General features: G+C 71.0%; 16 protein-coding genes and 1 rRNA gene. 13 read left to right on the top strand and 4 right to left on the bottom strand.

Annotated features, from left to right (window positions below):
- The 3 genes from rrf to L6E10_RS14970 form a co-directional block, all read left to right on the top strand.
- Nucleotides 1-86: ribosomal RNA gene (rrf, locus tag L6E10_RS14960) — 5S ribosomal RNA — on the top strand; the annotation flags it as partial.
- A 505-nt stretch (nucleotides 87-591) separates the two neighbouring features.
- Nucleotides 592-2,133 (top strand): deoxyguanosinetriphosphate triphosphohydrolase family protein, encoded by a 1,542-nt coding sequence (locus L6E10_RS14965; protein ID WP_236220137.1) that lies wholly within the window; start codon nucleotides 592-594, stop codon nucleotides 2,131-2,133.
- Nucleotides 2,134-2,278: 145 nt separating this feature from the next.
- Nucleotides 2,279-5,071, top strand: a complete 2,793-nt coding sequence (locus L6E10_RS14970) for a S8 family serine peptidase (RefSeq protein WP_236220138.1) — start codon at nucleotides 2,279-2,281, stop codon at nucleotides 5,069-5,071.
- A gap of 122 nt (nucleotides 5,072-5,193) precedes the next feature.
- On the opposite strand, the gene L6E10_RS14975 is transcribed toward L6E10_RS14970, so the two are convergent.
- On the bottom strand, nucleotides 5,194-6,096 hold the full coding sequence (locus tag L6E10_RS14975; protein WP_236220139.1) for a hypothetical protein: 903 nt from the start codon (nucleotides 6,094-6,096) through the stop codon (nucleotides 5,194-5,196).
- A gap of 334 nt (nucleotides 6,097-6,430) precedes the next feature.
- Between L6E10_RS14975 and L6E10_RS14980 the strand changes: the two genes are divergently transcribed.
- From L6E10_RS14980 to L6E10_RS15000, 5 genes are read left to right on the top strand one after another with little or no spacing between them, the layout of a single operon-like run.
- Nucleotides 6,431-7,111, top strand: a complete 681-nt coding sequence (locus tag L6E10_RS14980; protein ID WP_236220140.1) for an acVLRF1 family peptidyl-tRNA hydrolase — start codon at nucleotides 6,431-6,433, stop codon at nucleotides 7,109-7,111.
- Nucleotides 7,098-7,535 carry a hypothetical protein gene (locus tag L6E10_RS14985; RefSeq protein ID WP_236220141.1) on the top strand — a complete coding sequence of 146 codons (438 nt, stop codon included), beginning with the start codon at nucleotides 7,098-7,100 and terminating at the stop codon, nucleotides 7,533-7,535. The genes L6E10_RS14980 and L6E10_RS14985 overlap by 14 nt, the downstream gene beginning before the upstream one ends.
- Before the next feature lie 10 nt (nucleotides 7,536-7,545).
- Nucleotides 7,546-8,049, top strand: a complete 504-nt coding sequence (locus L6E10_RS14990; RefSeq protein ID WP_090105519.1) for a SigE family RNA polymerase sigma factor — start codon at nucleotides 7,546-7,548, stop codon at nucleotides 8,047-8,049.
- The gene (locus L6E10_RS14995; protein ID WP_236220143.1) at nucleotides 8,049-8,513 is read left to right on the top strand and encodes a hypothetical protein; all 465 of its coding nucleotides are present in this window, start codon (nucleotides 8,049-8,051) and stop codon (nucleotides 8,511-8,513) included. The genes L6E10_RS14990 and L6E10_RS14995 overlap by 1 nt, the downstream gene beginning before the upstream one ends.
- Nucleotides 8,514-8,547: 34 nt before the next feature.
- Nucleotides 8,548-9,018, top strand: coding sequence for a GNAT family N-acetyltransferase (locus L6E10_RS15000; protein WP_236220144.1), 471 nt, complete (start codon nucleotides 8,548-8,550; stop codon nucleotides 9,016-9,018).
- Here L6E10_RS15000 and L6E10_RS15005 read toward each other — a convergent pair.
- Together L6E10_RS15005 and L6E10_RS15010 are read right to left on the bottom strand one after the other, a co-directional pair.
- Nucleotides 8,990-9,607, bottom strand: coding sequence for an NAD(P)-dependent oxidoreductase (locus L6E10_RS15005; protein WP_236220145.1), 618 nt, complete (start codon nucleotides 9,605-9,607; stop codon nucleotides 8,990-8,992). The genes L6E10_RS15000 and L6E10_RS15005 overlap by 29 nt on opposite strands.
- Nucleotides 9,604-10,485 carry an EamA family transporter gene (locus tag L6E10_RS15010; protein ID WP_236220146.1) on the bottom strand — a complete coding sequence of 294 codons (882 nt, stop codon included), beginning with the start codon at nucleotides 10,483-10,485 and terminating at the stop codon, nucleotides 9,604-9,606. The genes L6E10_RS15005 and L6E10_RS15010 overlap by 4 nt, the downstream gene beginning before the upstream one ends.
- An 80-nt stretch (nucleotides 10,486-10,565) precedes the next feature.
- Here L6E10_RS15010 and L6E10_RS15015 point away from each other — a divergent pair, with 80 nt between their 5' ends.
- Entirely contained in the window at nucleotides 10,566-11,441 is an 876-nt protein-coding gene (locus L6E10_RS15015; protein WP_236220150.1) for a LysR family transcriptional regulator, read from the top strand.
- Here L6E10_RS15015 and L6E10_RS15020 read toward each other — a convergent pair.
- The gene (locus tag L6E10_RS15020; RefSeq protein ID WP_236220147.1) at nucleotides 11,438-12,202 is read right to left on the bottom strand and encodes an SDR family oxidoreductase; all 765 of its coding nucleotides are present in this window, start codon (nucleotides 12,200-12,202) and stop codon (nucleotides 11,438-11,440) included. The genes L6E10_RS15015 and L6E10_RS15020 overlap by 4 nt on opposite strands.
- Nucleotides 12,203-12,374: 172 nt before the next feature.
- On the opposite strand from L6E10_RS15020, the gene L6E10_RS15025 reads away from it, so the two are divergent.
- From L6E10_RS15025 to L6E10_RS15040, 4 genes are all read left to right on the top strand, one after another.
- Complete coding sequence (locus L6E10_RS15025; RefSeq protein ID WP_236220148.1) at nucleotides 12,375-14,003, top strand: ABC-F family ATP-binding cassette domain-containing protein; 1,629 nt, start codon at nucleotides 12,375-12,377, stop codon at nucleotides 14,001-14,003.
- 174 nt (nucleotides 14,004-14,177) lie between these two features.
- Entirely contained in the window at nucleotides 14,178-14,387 is a 210-nt protein-coding gene (locus tag L6E10_RS15030) for a helix-turn-helix domain-containing protein (protein ID WP_030473247.1), read from the top strand.
- A gap of 59 nt (nucleotides 14,388-14,446) precedes the next feature.
- Nucleotides 14,447-15,259, top strand: coding sequence for an enoyl-CoA hydratase/isomerase family protein (locus L6E10_RS15035; RefSeq protein ID WP_236220149.1), 813 nt, complete (start codon nucleotides 14,447-14,449; stop codon nucleotides 15,257-15,259).
- Nucleotides 15,260-15,349: 90 nt separating this feature from the next.
- On the top strand, nucleotides 15,350-17,257 hold the full coding sequence (locus L6E10_RS15040) for an ABC transporter ATP-binding protein (protein WP_236220151.1): 1,908 nt from the start codon (nucleotides 15,350-15,352) through the stop codon (nucleotides 17,255-17,257).
- Nucleotides 17,258-17,552: the final 295 nt, after the last annotated feature.

Here is a 17,552-nt window from a genome sequence, read left to right on the forward strand (position 1 = left end):
GTCCCATTCCGAACCCGGTAGTTAAGCCCTTCTGCGCCGATGGTACTGCACTGGTTACGGTGTGGGAGAGTAGGTCGCCGCCGAACTTCTTTCGACAAAGCCCCTGCGGGTCGAGCGCCACAAGCGCTCCCCGCAGGGGCTTTGTCGTTTCTCCCGATCAAGTTCAAGACGAGTCGACCGGCCCGTGCAGCCAAACCGCGGTCGTCCTCCAACCAGCGCAACGCGCAACGCGCGCAGATGGCAACCCGACGGGGACGGATTCCCGGCACGCTCCGCCATCACCACTCCACCATCACCGCGTCGGCAGCGCCGTGTCGGCCGCACCGGCCACGCCGCCCGCCACCGGCCGGCCAGCTCTCCGGAGTGCGGCCGGCTTTCGGCACGACATCAGCTCACAAGACTGACGCCAGCTCGACGCCAGACAGCTCTTCACTCAACCGGGTGAACACTGGCCGGATTCGCGTCCTGCCCCGTCTAGTAGTCATTTCCATCGGCCGGAGAGGTGTCCCAAAACCATGGTCATCTTCGTCGCGCAATGAGGAAGACGCGTGGGGCGCTGGCGGCTCGTGGCTGCCGGGTACCTTCTCTCCCATGCACAACGAGCAACGCGCCGCCCGCCGTTCGGCCGGAGTGGGCAGGACGGCAGACCTCGCCACGAACCCGTTCCGGGTCGACCGGGACAGGGTCGCGAGCTCCCCGTTCTTCGCGAGGCTCGGCGGGGTCACGCAGGTCGTCAGCTCCACCGGCTCCGGCCTGCTCGTGCACAACCGCCTCACCCATAGCCTCAAGGTGGCGCAGGCGGCACGCGCCATCGCAGAACGCCTCACCGCCCGCCCCGAGCTGACCGCGGTCCTGGAGAAGCTCGGCGGCTGCGACCCCGACGTGGTGGAGGCGGCGGCACTCGCGCACGACCTAGGCCACCCGCCGTTCGGGCACCTCGGCGAGCAGGTACTGGACCGGCTGGCGCGGCACCGGTTCGGGTTGCCGGACGGGTTCGAGGGCAACGCGCAGTCGTTCCGCATCATCACGACCACCGACGTGCGGGGGCCCAAGGCGCTCGGGCTCGACCTGACGGTCGCGGTGCGGGCGGCGATGTTGAAGTACCCGTGGACGCGCCGGCAGTCGCTCGGGCTCGCGGTGGCGCCGCGTGGTGCGTCGGAGCCGGAGGACATGCCGGGCACCGGCAGCTCCAAGTTCTCCGCGTACGTCACGGAGATCAGCGACCTGCGGCAGGCGCGCGAGCCCTTCGAGGGGCGGATCGAGTCGTGGCAGCAGACCGTCGAGGCCAGCGTCATGGACACCGCGGACGACATCGCCTACGCGATCCACGACCTCGAGGACTTCCACCGGGTCGGGGTGTTGCAGCACGCGACGGTCGCCGCGGAGCTCGGGACGTGGCAGGCGCAGGCGCTCGACCTCGCCGGGTTGAGCGACGCGGACCTGAGTGCGGAGATCCGGATGCCGGGGCGGTCGTTGGAGACGTTGCGGCGGCGCCTGCACTTCAAGGACTCCTGGGTGATGAGCGACGAGGCGTTCGCGTTGGCGGTGCGCAAGGTCAGCAAGGAGCTCGTCGACGGGTTGCTGGCGGTGCCGTTCGACGGGTCGGTCGAGGCGGAACAGGCGGTTGCCGGGTTCAGCGCGCGGTGGACGCGCCGGCTCGTGGACGCGGTCGGGGTGATCGAGGAGCCGACGCCGCGGTCCGGACACGTCGTGCTCGCGGTGCAGCAGTGGCACGAGGTGCAGGTGTTGAAGTTCGTCCACCGGCGGTTCGTGTTGCTGCGGCCCGATCTCGCTTTGCACCAACGTGGACAGGCGCGTTTGCTCTCCTCCCTGGTGGACGCTTTGGAGCAGTGGGTGACCGATCGGGCGGAGGCGGACCGGTTGCCGCGCAGGCTGCACGACCTGGTGGAGCTGGCCGAAACGGAGTACGCGGCGCTGGCCCGGACGGAGCCGTCCACATTGGTCGGCGCGACGGGCGAGGTGCCCGCCGGACCTGACGCGGTCAGGGGATTGGCTCGTGGGCGTGCTGTCGTGGACTTCATCGCATCGCTCACGGACAACCAGGCGGCCGCCCTGCTGGAAGCCCTTTCCGGGCGAACCGGTCAGTTGTGGACTGACGCGTTTGTTCTGTGAAGTGTGATTGCGTCTGCTCAGTGGAAGTAGCCCAATCGGATGCTGACTGTGATCAGCCGGGCACCATACGTTGGCGCCTCGACCGGGAATCACCGGTCGCAGGCTGCGTGCTCGGGGGCACGCCAACGTTCGGGGGAGAAGCCCTGTGCGCCGATCGCGAAGAGGCACTTCGTTAGTCACCGCAGGTACAGCAGTTCTTCTGGCCGCACTCACGTCAGTCACGCCCGCGTCCGCTGACCCGGTCAAGGCGTCCAAGTCCATCACCGACCGCACCGCCGCGCAGATCGCGGCGCTGCAGAGCATCAAGAAGTCGCTCACCCCGGCGGAGTCCAAAGTGGACAGCACGCTGGTGGTGGAGGCCCGCAAGCGTGCGTCGGCGGCGACGACGAGCGGCCTTCCGCAGGTGCAGACCGGCGTCGCCGTGACGCCGCAGTCCACGACGCTGGTCGACATCCGCGCCAAGCACTACTCCGAGGACCTGGTCGGCGCTGTCCGCGCGGCGGGCGGACAGATCCGGGCCGTGTCCCCCGAGCACCGCACCGTGCGTGCCGAGGTCCCGGTCGCGAAGATCGCCGAGATCGCCGGGCGTTCCGACGTCGCCCGCGTCGAGCCCGGCAGTGACGCGATGACGCAGGACCTGAAGAACAAGCGGGACGCCAAGGCCCGCAAGCAGGCTCCGTCCAAAGAGGACAAGGCTCGTGAGGTCGAGCGCCGGCTGTCCGAGAAGCAGCTGTCGGTGCAGGCGGCCAAGGTCGCCGAGAGCGACAAGGCGCACGCCGCCGAGGCCGCGCGCGGGACGTACCGCGTCACCGGTGTCGGCGTGAAGCTGTGCGCCCTGTCCGACGGCGTGAACTCGCTGGCCGTGTCGCAGGCCGCCGGTGAGCTGCCGGCCGTCGACATCGTGCCGGGTCAGGCGGGTTCCGGTGACGAGGGCACCGCGATGCTCGAGATCCTGCACGACCTCGCGCCCAACGCCGAGCTCGGCTTCGCCACGGCGTTCAACGGCGACGCGAGCTTCGCGGACAACATCAAGAAGCTGCGCTTCGACCTCGGCTGCGATGTCATCGTCGACGACGTCATCTACTTCAACGAGTCGCCGTTCCAGGACGGCATCATCGCGCGTGCCGTCGACGCGGTCGCCGCGGACGGCGCGGTGTTTTTCTCCAGCGCCGGCAACCAGGGCAACGTCGCGGACGGCACCGCCGGCCACTACGAGGGCCAGTTCGTCGACTCCGGTGCGGGCGTGGGCAAGTTCGCCGGCTCCGCGCACGACTTCAACCCGGACCCCAACGCGAAGCAGCTGTTCAACCCGCTGTCGAACTACTCCGGCGACAGCCCGGTGACGCTGCACTGGGCCGACCCGCTCGGCCAGTCGTTCAACGACTACGACCTGTACCTGGTCAATTCCCAGGGCAACGTTGTCACCTTCTCGCAGAACAACCAGGACGGCGCCCAGGACCCGTTCGAGCGGATCAACACCCCGAGCAGCTCGACGGGCACGCGCCTCGCGGTCGTGAAGTACCGCGGTGAAGACAAGTACTTCGCGTTGTCGCTGTTCGGCGGCCGCTTCGCCAACTCCAACGACGGGCTGAAGAAGTTCGTCACGCCCGGCATGACCCGTGGCCACTCGGCGGCCAAGGGCGCGATCTCCGTCGCGGCCGCCCCCGCCGCCGCGGCACTGCCGTTCGACCTGGAGCCCGGCGACCCCGCCAACCCGAAGGGCCCGTACCCCAACGCCTTCGACGGCACGCAGAAGCCGGAGCGCTTCACCTCCGACGGTCCGCGCAAGACCTTCTTCGCACCCGACGGCACGCCGCTCGCCGAGACCCGCCAGAAGCCGGACATCACCGCGGCCGACGGCGTGACGACGTCCGTGCCGGGCTTCACGACGTTCTACGGCACGTCCGCCTCCGCGCCGAACGCCGCCGCGATCGCGGGCCTGATCCTGTCCGGCAACCCGACCCTGACGCCCGCCGAGGTCAAGGAAGCCCTTGTCACCACGGCGATCGACATCGTCGAGTCCGGTGTGGACAACCGCACCGGCGCCGGCGTCGTGATGGCCGACAGGGCACTGGAGTACACGGGCGCCTCGCCGCAGGCCCTGGCCCGTGCGCAGAAGCCGACGATCGTCAACGACGCCGACGGCAGCCAGTACCTGAAGCCGGGCACCACCGCCACGGTCACGGTCCCGGTCGCCAACGGCGGTGACGGCTCGGCCGCCTCGACCTCGGTCGTGCTGTCGACGGCGACGCCGGGCATCACCATCGCGCCGCGCTCCAAGTACTACGGCAACATCGACCCGGGCCAGACCGTCAGCAACACCTACAAGGTGTCCGTGCCGGCCTCGGCCGCGCTCGGCTCGGCGGTCAAGCTCGACGCACGCGTGACCTACGCGGGCTCGACCTCACCGACGGCGGCTTCGTTCACGTTCCGCATCGGTGAGCCGTCGCGCGAGTTCAAGACGTTCGCCTACACCGGTGCGCCGGTGGCCATCCCGGACAACGACCAGACCGGTGTCTCGATCGCGGTGCCCGTCACGGGTGTCGGCGGGGCCTCGAACCTGAAGTTCTCCGTGGACGGCGCGACCTGCTCGTCCACCGAGGGCTCCACGACGGTGGGCATCGACCACACCTTCGCGGGTGACCTGGTGGGCACGCTGACCTCGCCGGCGGGCAAGTCCGTGACGCTGTTCTCGCGCTCCGGCGGCACCGGCAACAACATCTGCCAGGCCGTGTTCGACGACTCGGCCGCGCGCCCGTTCTCCTCGGTCCTGAGCGGCGAGGCGCCGTTCACCGGGTCGTGGCAGGCCGGTGGCCAGCTGTCCTCGCTGCTGGCGGACTCCGCCGACGGCAACTGGACGTTCAAGGTCGCCGACGTGGTGGGCTCGGACCGCGGTTCCGTGCGGTCCGTGACGCTGCACGTGGCCGGCTGGGTGTGACGAGCTAGCTGACGAGTGGGAAGGCCCCCGGCTCACGAGCCGGGGGCCTTCCTGTCGCCCCACCGGGCGGAGAAGCGACAAGGGCGCCTCCCGCGAACGGGAAGCGCCCCTGTCAGGCCTGGCTAGCGGTTCGGCCACTCCCAGCGGATGCCGAAAACGCCCGGTCCGAACCCGAGCGCCACGGCGTGCACGCCGCCGCCCGAGTCCAGGGTGAGGTTGCGGCGCCGCGAGGGCGTCTCGTCGCCCGCGGGCACGCTGTACTGCTGCACGCGCGAGGGCAGGTTCGCCTCGTCGAAGCGGACCTCGATCACGTACTCCCGCACCGGCAGGCGGAACTTGCGCGCGAACGTGTTGTTGCCCTTGGGGGCGTGGCCCTCGGGGAACACCAGCTGGTATTCCATGATGAGGGTCTCGCCCCTGGCCAGGGGACGTTCGAACATCATCTCCGCGACCATGATGTTGGCCTCGTGGTCGCGGGCGATGCGGCCGAGGTGGCAGTTGCGCACGTTCACGATCTCGGGGAGCACGTCGGACTCCTCGGTCTCGAACACGAGCGCCCAGCGGTCCGGGCCGTCCTGCTCGGCGCGCAGGATCTGGCGCACCCACACGGACTTCTGCCCGCCGTCGGCAGAGATCTCGATGCGGTCGTGCTGGCTGATCCTGCCGAGCTTCAGGTCGGAGGACGTGTCGACCTTCGAGAGCAGGTTCGCGACCCGCTCACGACGCGCCCAGAGGGCGTCGATCGGCATCATCGTCGTCGGGCGGCAGCGGCGGCCTCGCGGACGAGGTGGGCCGAGCAGCGCCGACAGACCCGACTGGGGCACGCCCAGGACCGACTCGAGGTGCCGCAGCGCCTCCAGCGATTCGGGGCGTTCAGGCCTTCGGCGTCCTGACTGCCAGTAGCTGAGCGTCGCGACGCTGATGGTGACGCCGCGCAGTGCCAACCGGTGCTGGATGCGGTCGAGGCTGAGCCGGCTCGCCTTGATCGCCGCCCTCAACGCCTCCGGGAACGGTCCCGTCGTCAAGAGCTGCGTAAGGCTGCCGTGGCCCGTTGAGTCCGTGTCATCAACGGCCAGTGTTGGTCGACCGGCAGCAGTCGTCATGGTGACTCCCCGCTGTCATAAGATCACGCCCCAGTGACCCTACCCGTCCGTGAACATCGCTGGTCGGAGCCGGATGGAGTCAATGGTTAATCCATACGGTTCATGAGTTCACGCTTTCGAGTCTCATCTGTCAAGCATTACGAACCCATCGGTAACATCCGGATGCTGTTCACGCCCTGTGTCGAGGTGGTTCTACTGTGTGCGCGGTGACCGACCTCACGGCCTTCGACGACCCGCCGCACCTCCCGGTTCCCCGATGAGCCGCGTCCGGCCGGTTCCCGGCGGGCGGGCGGTCGAAGTGGAGCCCGAGCGGGTGGCGGGGTGGATCCGGCGGTTCGCGGACCGGCACGGTGAGATCGACGTCCGGGTGCGCGGGACCGAGGTGGAGATCGTCGCCGAAGACGGCGCGAGGGCCACTTTCGCCACACGCGGTGGGGCCTGTGCGGAAGAGGTGGTCGAAAGGTTGACGGAACCCCGCCGGATCGGGCTCGTGCTCGTCCGGCTCGGCGGTCACAGCGTCGGCGTGGCGTTCGGAGCGAGGGTCGAGGTCTCCGCCACGGACCGCAAGCAGGTCCACGGGCGCATCAGGGCGGGCGGGTGGTCGCAGCAGCGGTTCGCGCGGCGCCGGGAGGGCCAGGCCCGCGTCGCGCTGCAGGCCGCCGCGGACGACGTGGCGCGCGTCCTCGTGCCGCGGCTCGCCGAACTCGACTCGGTCGTGCTCGGCGGTGACCGGCAGGCGCTGGACGTCCTGCGCGACGACCGCAGGCTCTCGGGCGTCTTCGCCAAAGCCGAGGACCGCGTCCTGGACGTGCCGGAACCCCGGCGCTCGGTGCTGGACGAGGCCGCCCGGCGCGCCCGCTGCGTCGAGATCGTGATCCAGGACACACGGGCAACCGGACCGGCGGCCGGCCGCATGGATACGGGTGAGGGTGCCTGAACCGGGCGCCACCGACCTGCTGGAGCTGCAAGTGCGCAAACGAATGGTGATCGTGGCCGGAGCGGTCGCGCTGGGTGCCGTCGGCATCGCGGTGCCCGCGCTGGCGTTGAGCGGTGGCGACGGCGCGCCCCAGCCCACGACCACGGCCCCGCCGGCGCCGTCGACCACGCCCGCCGTGCCGTCGACCTCGCCGGACGCGCTGCCGCCGTCCTCCTCCGTCCTGCCGACGCCGCTGCCGACCAGCCCGCAGCACCCGCCGACGTCCCAGCCCCCGGCGCCGACCTCCTCGATCCTGCCGACGCCGCTGCCGACCACGTCGGCCCGGCCCGCGGTGCCCCCTACGCCGTCCGCGACCCGGCCCGGCCCGACCACCTGGACCCCTCCCGCGACGACGCCTCCGGTGTCGTCGACCCCGGCCGGGTGAGGAGCACCCGCTGAACTGGGAGACCGAGTTCACCGACTGCTTCGACCGGTGCGCCGACTCGATGCGCTTCACGGCGTACCTGCTGTGCGGCAACTGGCACGAGGCGGAGGACGTCATGCAGTCGGCGTTCTTGAAGCTGTACCTGGCCGGTCCGAAGATGAGCGACCGGTCGGGGCTCGAACCGTACCTGCGCCAGATCGTCGTGCGGACGTTCCTCGCCGAACGCCGCAAAGTGCGGTGGCGCAGGGAGAAGCTGACTGACACCCCTCCCGAGGGCCTGTCCTCCGTCGCAGGGGCGGAGGACAGGCTCGTGGTGTGGCAGGCGCTCACCGCCGTGCCCGCACGGCAGCGCGCTGTCCTCGTGCTGCGCTTTTGGCACGATCTCGGCGTCGAGGACACCGCCGCCGCGCTGAACTGCTCCACGGGCACGGTGAAGTCGCAGACCAGCAAGGGCCTGGAGACGCTGCGGCGCAAGCTCGGGCCGGAGTTCGACCACCTGAGGCTGGAGGTGTGATGGTTCGCGAAGACGACCTGAGGGCGACTTTCTCCGCTCTGCACCAGGACGCGGAGGCACCGCCGCGTGCCGTCACGGCCGCCGACCTCATCCGGCGCGGCCAGGCCGTGCGCTCGCGCCGCCGCACCGTCGCCGTCGTCGGCACCGGGCTCGCCACCGCGGGCGTCGTGGCCGTGGCACTGGCCGTGCTGCCGGCCGCAAAGCCCTCCGAACCCGCGACGCCGCCGCTGCCGTCCACGACGTCCGCGCCGCCGACGCCCTCCGCGGTGTCGCCGACGCCGGGTTCGGCCGGGGTGACGCCGACGACGGTCCGGCTCCCCGAGCCGACCAGCCCACCGTGGTCGACGAGGGTGCCGGACCCGCCGTCCAGCCCGCAGGCGCCGCCCGTGAGCAACCCGCAGACGTCCGTCCCGCCGGCCACCTCGTCGAGCCTGCTCCCCACGCGACCTTCGCCGACCGGCTGAGGGACCGGCTGCCGGGGCGGCACAATCCGGCGCCATGAGCGCTCAGATCCGCCTGGTCGAGATCACCGACGCCAACCGCGACGCCGTGGTCGCCGTGCGCGTGCATCCGGCGCAGGAACGCTTCGTCGCGTCCGTCGAGAGGTCGTTCCGCGACGCCGAGGAGAACCCCGACGCCAACCCGTGGTTCCGCGCCGTCTACGACGGTGAGGAGCCCGTGGGGTTCGTCATGCTCAGCTGGGACGTGACGCCGGTGCCGGGACTCATCGGGCCGTACTACCTGTGGCGCCTGCTCGTGGGCGCCGGGCACCAGGGCCGCGGCTACGGCACCGCGATCCTGCGCGAGGTCGTGGCGCTGCTGCGGGCCGGGGACGTTCCCGAACTGCTGACCAGCTGCGTACCGGGGGAGGGTTCGCCCGAACCGTTCTACCGCGGCTTCGGTTTCGTGCCGACCGGGGAGACCGACGAGGACGGCGAGGTCATCCTGCGGCTGGACCTGCGACGGTGAAGTGCCGGTCGCTGCCGGGGGCCTCCAGTTCGTCGACGACCGCCACCGCCAGGTCCTCCGCCGAGATCGACGACGGGCCGGTGAGCATCTCGGTCGTGCCGCGGCGGTAGGCGCCGGTGCGCTCGCCGGGTTCCAGGAGCGCGGGCGGGCTCAGGTAGACCCAGTCGGCCCCGTGCGCCCGGCACGCTTCGAGCTGGCGCAGGCTCGCCTCCGCGATCGGGCGGAGGTGCGGTGGCACGTAACGGTCGTCGTCGAGCACGAGCCCCGTTCCGCCGGGGGTGCGCAGCGGAGCGGCGCCACCGACGACCAGAACCCGTGCCCCGGTCGTGCGCGCCGCGTCGAGGAGCGCCGTCGTGGTGGGCCCGGTCGTGGCCTCCTGTCCCGGCCGCGGCCTGGTCGCCAGCACCACACCGTCCACTCCGGACAGAATGCCGGCCATCAGCTCCCGGTCGGCGGCGTCGCCTCGGACGACGTGCGCGCCGGGAGCCGCGGTGCGGTGCACCGCTGTCACTTCGTGCCCGCGCCTGAGCGCCTCCGCGACGACCCGCGATCCGACCATGCCGGACGCACCGACGACTGCGATCTTCACCGGAGTGCTCCTTCGACGAGAACGGGTGCCGGCCGCTGGGAGGCGACGATGGCGGCGAGGGCGAGGGCGAAACCGGCGAGCTGCACCGGGTCCAGGGTCTGGCCGAGGACGACGACGCCGAGCAGCGCGGCGGACATGGGGGAGAGCAGGCCGAGCATCGAGACGGACGTGACCGGCAGCGTGGTGACGGCGCGGAACCACAGCACGTAGGCGAGCAGCCCGCCGACGCCGCCGAGCCACAGGTAGCCGATCAGCGCCTGCGCGCCGATCGCGGGCGGCGGGCCCTCGAAGAGGAACGTCACCGGCAGCAGGAACACGCCGCCCGCGGTGAGCTGCCAGCCCGCGAACGCCGTCGGTCCCACGCCGGCGGGCCTGCCCCACTTCTTCGTCAGCGTCACGCCGAGCGCCATCGTCGCGGCGCCGGCCAGCCCGGCCAGCACGCCGACGAGGTCGAACCCGGCGGCCGGCCCGAGCACCACGAGCCCGACGCCGACCAGTCCCACGACGCCCCAGGCGAACCGCCAGGCCGACGGGCTCTCCCTGAGCACCCCGACCGCCAGCAGCGCCACCACGAGCGGCTGAGCGGCCCCCAGGGTGGCCGCGACGCCACCGGGCAGGCGTTCGGCCGCGACGAACAGGAACGGGAAGAACATCCCGATGTTGAGCACGCCCAGCGCCGCCGCCCGCGCCCACCACGCGCCGCGCGGCAGCGTCCGGGTCAGCGCCACGGCGATCAGCCCCGCCGGGAGCGCGCGGAGCAGGCCCGCGAACAACGGGTGTCCCGCCGGCAGCAGTTCGGTCGTGACCACGTAGGTCGAACCCCAGACCACCGGCGCGAACGCCGCCAGTGCGAGCCGGGGGAGATCGGTGTTTCTCACGCTTCCCAGTGTTGGTTTCCTGCGTCGATGAGTCCAACACATGCTTTTCATCCGATTCATCGTGATTCAAGATGGATGTCGTGGAGCTCCAGCAGATGCGGTACGTGGTGGCGGTGGCCGAGACGGGCAGCTTCACGAAGGCGGCCCGGCGGTGCCTCGTCGTCCAGTCGGCCCTGAGCCACCAGATCGCGCGCCTCGAACGCTCGCTGGGCGCGCGGCTGTTCGAGCGCACCAGCCGCAGTGTCCGGCTGACCCCGGCCGGAGCGGCGTTCCTGCCGGCCGCGCGGCAGTGCCTCGACTTCGCCGAGCGGGCCGTCGCCGAGGTCGCCGCGGCGGTGGGGGAGGTGCGCGGCCGGGTTGTCGTGGGGGTGATCCCCACGGTCGCCGCGGTGGACCTGCCCGCCGCGCTGAAGGTGTTCCGCGAGCGCTATCCGCAGGTGCGGGTGGCGTTGCGGATGCTGCCCAGCCACGAGCTCGTCGAGCAGGTGCGGCAGGGGGCGCTGGACCTCGCGTTCCTCGGGCTGCCGCCTGGCGTGCGGCCGGAGGGGGTGCGGGGGCGGGAACTGGCGCGCGACGAGCACGTGGCCGTCGTGGCACCCGGTCACCCGTTCGCGTCCCGGGAGTCGGTGACGCTGGAGGTGATGGCGTCCGAGCTGTTCGCGGACTTCCCGGTGGCGTCTCCCGGGCGGGTGCAGTCGGACCAGGCCTTCGCCTCGGCCGGGGTGGACCGCGAGGTGGCGTTCGAGGTGACGACCGCGGAGCTGATGGCCGGGCTGATCCGGGAGGGGCTGGCGGTGGCGGTGCTGCCGTCGAAGTACGCGCCGCGGTTGAACGGGGTGGTGACCCTGCCGGTGGTGGACGGGCCGTCCCGGGTGGAGCACCTGGTGTGGAGCGCGGCCGGGCCGACCCCGGCCGCGGCCGCGTTCCTCGAGGTGCTGGGAGTGGAGCCGGGCTAGCCCGCGGTACCCGTCGACAGCAGGCCGCCGTCGACCCGCACGGTCTCCCCGGTGATCCAAGAAGCCCCGTCGGAGCACAGGAATGCCACGAGAGAGGCGACGTCCTCCGGCGTTCCGAGACGCTTCATCGGGTACTGCTGCGCCGCCTCCTCCTCGCGGCCCACGTACAGCGCCTCGGCGAACTTCGTCTTCACGACGGCCGGCGCGACCGCGTTCACGCGCACCTTCGGGCCGAGCTGCCACGCCAGCTCCTCGGTGAGGCGGATCAGGGCCGCCTTCGAGGCGCCGTACGCGCCGATGACGCCCGTGGAGCGGATGCCGCCGATCGAGGCGACGTTCACGACCGCGCCGCCGTGCTCGCCCATCCACGCCTTCCACGCCAGCTGGACGAAGCCGAGCGTGGCCACGACGTTGACGTCGAAGATCTTCCGGACGGCGTTGAGGTCGGCCTCCATCAGGAAGCCGAACTGCGGGTTGATGCCCGTGTTGTTGACGAGCACGTCGAGGCGCCCGAACTCCTCGACGGTGCGCGTGACGGCCTCTTCACGGGACGCGTCGTCACCGGCGTTGCCCTGGACCGTGAGGACGCGGCCACCGGTGTCGGCCGCGAGCTGCCCGGCCGCCTCGGCGAGCTGGTCGGCCTTGCGGCCGGTGATGGTGACGGAGGCGCCGCGGGAGAGGAGCTCGCGTGCGATGCCGTAGCCGATGCCGCGGGACGCTCCGGTGACCAGCGCCGCCTTGCCCGAGAAGTCTTCGCTCATGCGCGGCAATCTATGCGTCCGGCCACAGGCGGGAAATTCGATGGTCGCGATCCCGTAGACTGGTTCGCGTGATCCTCCTGGAGTAGGCCGAACCGGACGTGCCATCCCTTTGCCGTGCCCGGCTGTGCCGATTTCGCAGACGCACAGAAACGTATGCCTCCCGGAGTTCCTCTTGATCACCGCAACCGACATGGAGTTGCGCGCGGGCTCACGCATTCTCGTGAGCGGCGCCAACCTGCGCGTCCAGCCCGGCGACCGCATCGGCCTCGTGGGCCGCAACGGCGCCGGCAAGACCACCTCGCTGCGCGTTCTCGCCGGTGAGGGCGAGCCGTACGCCGGCGCCATCATGCGCAAGGGCGCGCTCGGCTACCTGCCGCAGGACCCGCGCGAGGGCGACCTGTCCGTCATCGCGAAGGACCGGGTGCTGTCCGCGCGCGGCCTCGACCAGCTCCTGCGCGACATGGAGAAGGCCCAGACGAAGATGGCCGAGCTCGTCGACCCGGCCGAGCTCGACGTCGCCGTCACGAGGTACGGCAAGCTCGAGGAGCGCTTCGCCGCGCTCGGCGGGTACGCGGCCGAGTCCGAGGCCGCCCGCATCTGCTCGAACCTCGGCCTGCCCGACCGCGTTCTCGCCCAGCCGCTCAGCACGCTGTCCGGTGGTCAGCGCCGCCGCGTCGAGCTGGCGCGCATCCTGTTCGCCGCCTCCGAGGCCGGTGTCGGCGCGAAGTCGAGCACGATCCTGCTGATCGACGAGCCCACGAACCACCTCGACGCCGACTCGATCACGTGGCTGCGCGGCTTCCTGAAGTCCCACGACGGCGGTCTCGTCGTGATCTCGCACGACGTCGAACTGCTCGACGACGTCGTGAACAAGGTGTGGTTCCTCGACGCGATCCGCGGTGAGGTCGACATCTACAACCTCGGCTGGAAGAAGTACCTCGAAGCCCGTGCGACGGACGAGAAGCGCCGTCGCCGCGAGCGCGCCAACGCCGAGAAGAAGGCCGGCGCGCTGATGACGCAGGCCGCCAAGATGGGCGCGAAGGCCACGAAGGCCGTCGCGGCGCAGAACATGGCCAAGCGCGCGCAGAAGCTGCTCGACGGTCTCGACGACGTGCGCCAGAGCGACAAGGTCGCGAAGATCAGCTTCCCGGCGCCCGCGCCGTGCGGCAAGACCCCTCTGATGGCAGAGGGTCTGAGCAAGTCCTACGGGTCGCTGGAGATCTTCACCGGCGTCGACCTCGCGATCGACAAGGGCTCCCGCGTCGTCGTGCTCGGCTTCAACGGTGCCGGCAAGACGACGCTGCTGCGGTTGCTCGGCGGCAGCGAGAAGATGGACGCGGGCAAGGTCGTCCCCGGCCACGGCCTGAAGATCGGCTACTTCGCCCAGGAGCACGAGACGCTCGACCACAACGCGTCGGTGTGGGAGAACATCCGCCACATGGCGCCGGACGAGCAGGAGCAGCGGCTGCGGTCGCTGCTCGGCACGTTCCTGTTCAGCGGCGAGCAGCTCGACCAGCCCGCGGGCACGCTGTCCGGTGGCGAGAAGACGCGACTGGCGCTCGCCGGCCTGGTGTCGTCGGCCGCGAACGTGCTGCTGCTCGACGAGCCCACGAACAACCTCGACCCGGCTTCGCGCGAGCAGGTGCTCGACGCGTTGCGGCGCTACGAGGGCGCGGTCGTCCTCGTGACGCACGACCCCGGAGCGGTCGAGGCGCTGGAACCCGAGCGGGTGATCCTGCTGCCCGACGGCACCGAGGACCACTGGTCCGAGGACTACCTCGAGCTCGTCCAGCTCGCGTGATCTCCACCCGTCAAAGGACTACCGAGCGCGTTCTGTGATCAACTGAGCGTGATCGATTCGACCGTTCGGCGATCTCTTTGCTTGATCACCTGGCGTTCTGCCGGTTCCTGTTCGATCATTGCGACGACAGGGGCCGTAGAACGGCCCACCTGCTCGTACGGAAGGCGGGACAAGGTGGCTGACCTGAAGAAGGGTGCCCGGATCACCGGCGCCACGCGGGACAAGCTGGCCGCTGACCTGAAGAAGAAGTACGAAAAGGGCGCGAGCATCCGGGCTTTGGCGGAGAGCACCGGGCGTTCCTACGGCTTCGTGCACCGGGTTCTGTCGGAGTCCGGGGTCACGCTGCGCGGTCGCGGTGGCGCCACCCGGACGAAGAAGAAGTAGCGACGACCCAGACTGCTACTCTCCGGTAACTAGCTTCTAGTTCGCCGGAGGTAACCACCATGCCAGTGCCTTCCATCGACGCTGGCGTGCTCGAGCGCGGTGGCGTTCGGCTCGCGATCTCGGGGCCGCGCGCGACCATCACGCTCGATCGTCCCGACGTGCTCAACGCGCAGACGCCCGCCACGTGGCAGGCGTTGCGGCACATCGGCGAACAGCTGGACCCGGACGTCCGCGTCGTGGTCGTCCGGGGCTCCGGCCGCGCCTTCTCGGCGGGGCTGGACCGGCGCATGTTCACCGGTGAGCCCGTCGACGGCGAACCCGGTGGTCTCGGAGCGATCCTGGCGCTGTCTCCCGAGGAGGCGGACGCCCGCATCGCGTCGTACCAGGCCGGGTTCAGCTGGCTGCGCGACCCGGCACGCGTGACGATCGCCGCGGTGCACGGGCACGCCATCGGCGCGGGTTTCCAGCTGGCGCTGGCGTGCGACTTCCGCGTGCTCGCCGAGGACGCGCAGTTCTGCATGGCCGAGACCGGGCTGGGTCTGGTGCCCGACCTCGGCGGCACGCTGCCGTTGGTGCGACTCGTGGGGTACTCGCGCGCGGCCGAGATGTGCGTGACGTCCCGCCGGGTGCCGGCGGAGGAGTCGCTGCGCATCGGCCTCGCGAACTCCGTCGTGCCCGCCGGCGAGCTCGACGGCGCCGTCGACGCGCTCGTGGCCGCCGTGCTGAAGTCGCCCGCGGGTGCCGTCGCGGAGACGCTCGGGCTGATCGCGTCCGCGGCGTCCGGTGTCGACGCCGAGGCGCAGCTCGCGCTGGAACGCGCCGCCCAGCTGCGCCGGCTGCGGTCGTTCGCGGCCCTGTCCGCTCAAAGCTGAAACTTTCCGCCGCTCTGGCAGCGCTCGACGGAATTGTCGGACCGCTGTGCTGTTCTAGTCAGCGTGGACGGCTACAGCTCCTGGCGATTCATGATGGGGGTCACCTCCGACGCACCCGCGAAGGTGCGCCGGGGAACCTTCCGGCGCGTGCTGGCCTTCGCCCGGCCCCACCGGGCGAAGCTGGTGGTGTTCCTCCTGCTGACGGTGGTGTCGGCGGCTCTCGCGGTGACGACGCCGCTGCTGGCGGGCCGCGTGGTCGACGCGATCGTGCGCGGGGCGAACCCCTCCGTCGTGGTATGGCTCGCCGTGGTGATCGCGGTGATCGCTCTGACCGACGCCGGTCTGGGCGTCGTCGAGCGCTGGCAGTCGACCCGCATCGGTGAAGGCCTGATCTACGACCTGCGCCGTGCCGTGTTCGGTCATGTGCAGAAGATGCCCGTCGCGTTCTTCACCCGCACGCGCACCGGTGCGCTCGTGTCACGCCTGAACAACGACGTGATCGGCGCCCAGCGCGCGTTCACGTCCACGCTGTCCGGGTTCGTCACGAACATCATCCAGCTGGCGCTGGCGCTGGGCGTCATGTTCGCGCTGTCGTGGCAGGTCACCGCCCTCGCGCTGGTGCTGCTGCCGGTGTTCGTGCTGCCCGCCAAGCGCATGGGCAAGCGGATGGCGGAGATGCAGCGCGAGGCGTCGAGCCTGAACGCCTCGATGGTCACGCAGTCGACCGAGCGCTTCTCCGCTCCCGGCGCGACCCTGGTGAAGCTGTTCGGCCGCCCCGACCGCGAGGAACGGGAGTTCGGCGAGAAGGCCGCGAAGGTCCGCGACATCGGCATCCGGACCGCGATGGCCACCCGCTGGTTCATGACCGGTCTGACGCTGGTGTCGTCGCTGGCCCAGGCCCTGGTCTACGGCCTGGGCGGGTACCTGGCGCTGACCGGGCACCTCGCCGCCGGCGCCGTGGTGTCGCTGGCGCTGCTGCTCACGCGCCTGTACGCGCCGCTGACCGCGCTCGCGAACGCCCGCGTCGACCTGATGACGGCGCTGGTGTCGTTCGAACGCGTCTTCGAGGTGCTCGACCTCGACCCGATGATCAAGGAGAGCGAGAACCCGCGCACGGTGCCCGACGGCCCGGTGTCGGTCGAGTTCTCCGACGTCCGCTTCGCCTACCCGTCCGCAGACAAGGTGTCGCTCGCCTCGCTGGAGTCGGTGGCCACCCTGGACACCCGCGGCGGCGAGGAGGTGCTGCACGGCGTCAGCTTCGAGGCCCTCGCGGGCCAGCTCGTAGCCGTGGTCGGCTCGTCCGGCGCCGGCAAGTCGACGCTGGCGTCCCTCGTGCCACGCCTGTACGACGTCGACTCCGGTGCCGTGCGGCTGTCCGGAGTGGACGTCCGCGACCTGTCGTTCGACTCGCTGCGCGCCACCGTCGGCGTGGTGACGCAGGACGGCCACCTGTTCCACGACACGATCCGCGCGAACCTCGAGTACGCCTCACCCGGCGCGTCCGACGAGGAGCTGTGGGACTCGCTGCGCCGCGCGCGCCTGCTCGACCTGGTCGCCTCGCTGCCCGACCAGCTGGACACCGTCGTCGGCGAACGCGGCTACCGCCTCTCCGGCGGCGAACGCCAACGCCTGACCATCGCCCGCCTGCTCCTCGCCAAGCCGCGCGTCGTGATCCTCGACGAGGCCACCGCCCACCTCGACTCGGAGTCGGAGGCGGCGGTGCAGGAAGCGCTGACCGAGGCCCTGCACGGCCGCACCGCCCTGGTGATCGCGCACCGCCTGTCGACCATCCGCAACGCCGACCAGATCCTGGTGCTCGAACACGGCGAGATCGTCGAGCGCGGCACGCACACCGAGCTGATGGCGGCCGAGGGCCGCTACGCGGACCTCTACAACACGCAGTTCGCGCAGCCGCCGGTGGTCGGGGTGTTACCGACGCCGAAGTTCAGCGAGCGGGCCGAGCGGGCCGAGGTGGCGGAGGCGGCGCAGAGGCCCTGATGGCGCGCATGTCCTGATGGCGCACGCGCCCTGACGGGCGGGCGGCTCTCGTCGCGGCCCGGGTTGTGGGTTGGGCGAGCTGTGGGGCTGGCTGGGCACTGACCGCAGGGGCGGTTCGGAGGGCTGTCCTTGCTGTCTGGGCTGCGCGGGTTGTGGAGCTGGGCTGGCTGGGACTGACTGGCTGCGGGTGAGGCTCGACGGGCACGTCTATGCAGGCTGGCTGGGCTGGGCGGGTTATGGGCTGGGCGGGCTGCGGGGCTGGCTGGCGGTGGCCGCGGCTGAGGCCTGGCGGGCA

Origin of the sequence: Lentzea sp. CC55 (genome assembly GCF_021056325.1) — a bacterium.
GTDB lineage: Bacteria > Actinomycetota > Actinomycetes > Mycobacteriales > Pseudonocardiaceae > Lentzea > Lentzea jiangxiensis.

Excerpts from the sequence above, each read along its gene's own strand:
- L6E10_RS14965 (WP_236220137.1), top strand. The coding sequence starts at position 592 with ATGCACAACGAGCAACGCGCCGCCCGCCGTTCGGCCGGAGTGGGCAGG.
- L6E10_RS14980 (WP_236220140.1), top strand. The coding sequence starts at position 6,431 with ATGAGCCGCGTCCGGCCGGTTCCCGGCGGGCGGGCGGTCGAAGTGGAG.
- L6E10_RS14995 (WP_236220143.1), top strand. The coding sequence starts at position 8,049 with ATGGTTCGCGAAGACGACCTGAGGGCGACTTTCTCCGCTCTGCACCAG.
- L6E10_RS15000 (WP_236220144.1), top strand. The coding sequence starts at position 8,548 with ATGAGCGCTCAGATCCGCCTGGTCGAGATCACCGACGCCAACCGCGAC.
- L6E10_RS15020 (WP_236220147.1), bottom strand. The coding sequence starts at position 12,202 with ATGAGCGAAGACTTCTCGGGCAAGGCGGCGCTGGTCACCGGAGCGTCC.
- L6E10_RS15035 (WP_236220149.1), top strand. The coding sequence starts at position 14,447 with ATGCCAGTGCCTTCCATCGACGCTGGCGTGCTCGAGCGCGGTGGCGTT.
- L6E10_RS15040 (WP_236220151.1), top strand. The coding sequence starts at position 15,350 with ATGATGGGGGTCACCTCCGACGCACCCGCGAAGGTGCGCCGGGGAACC.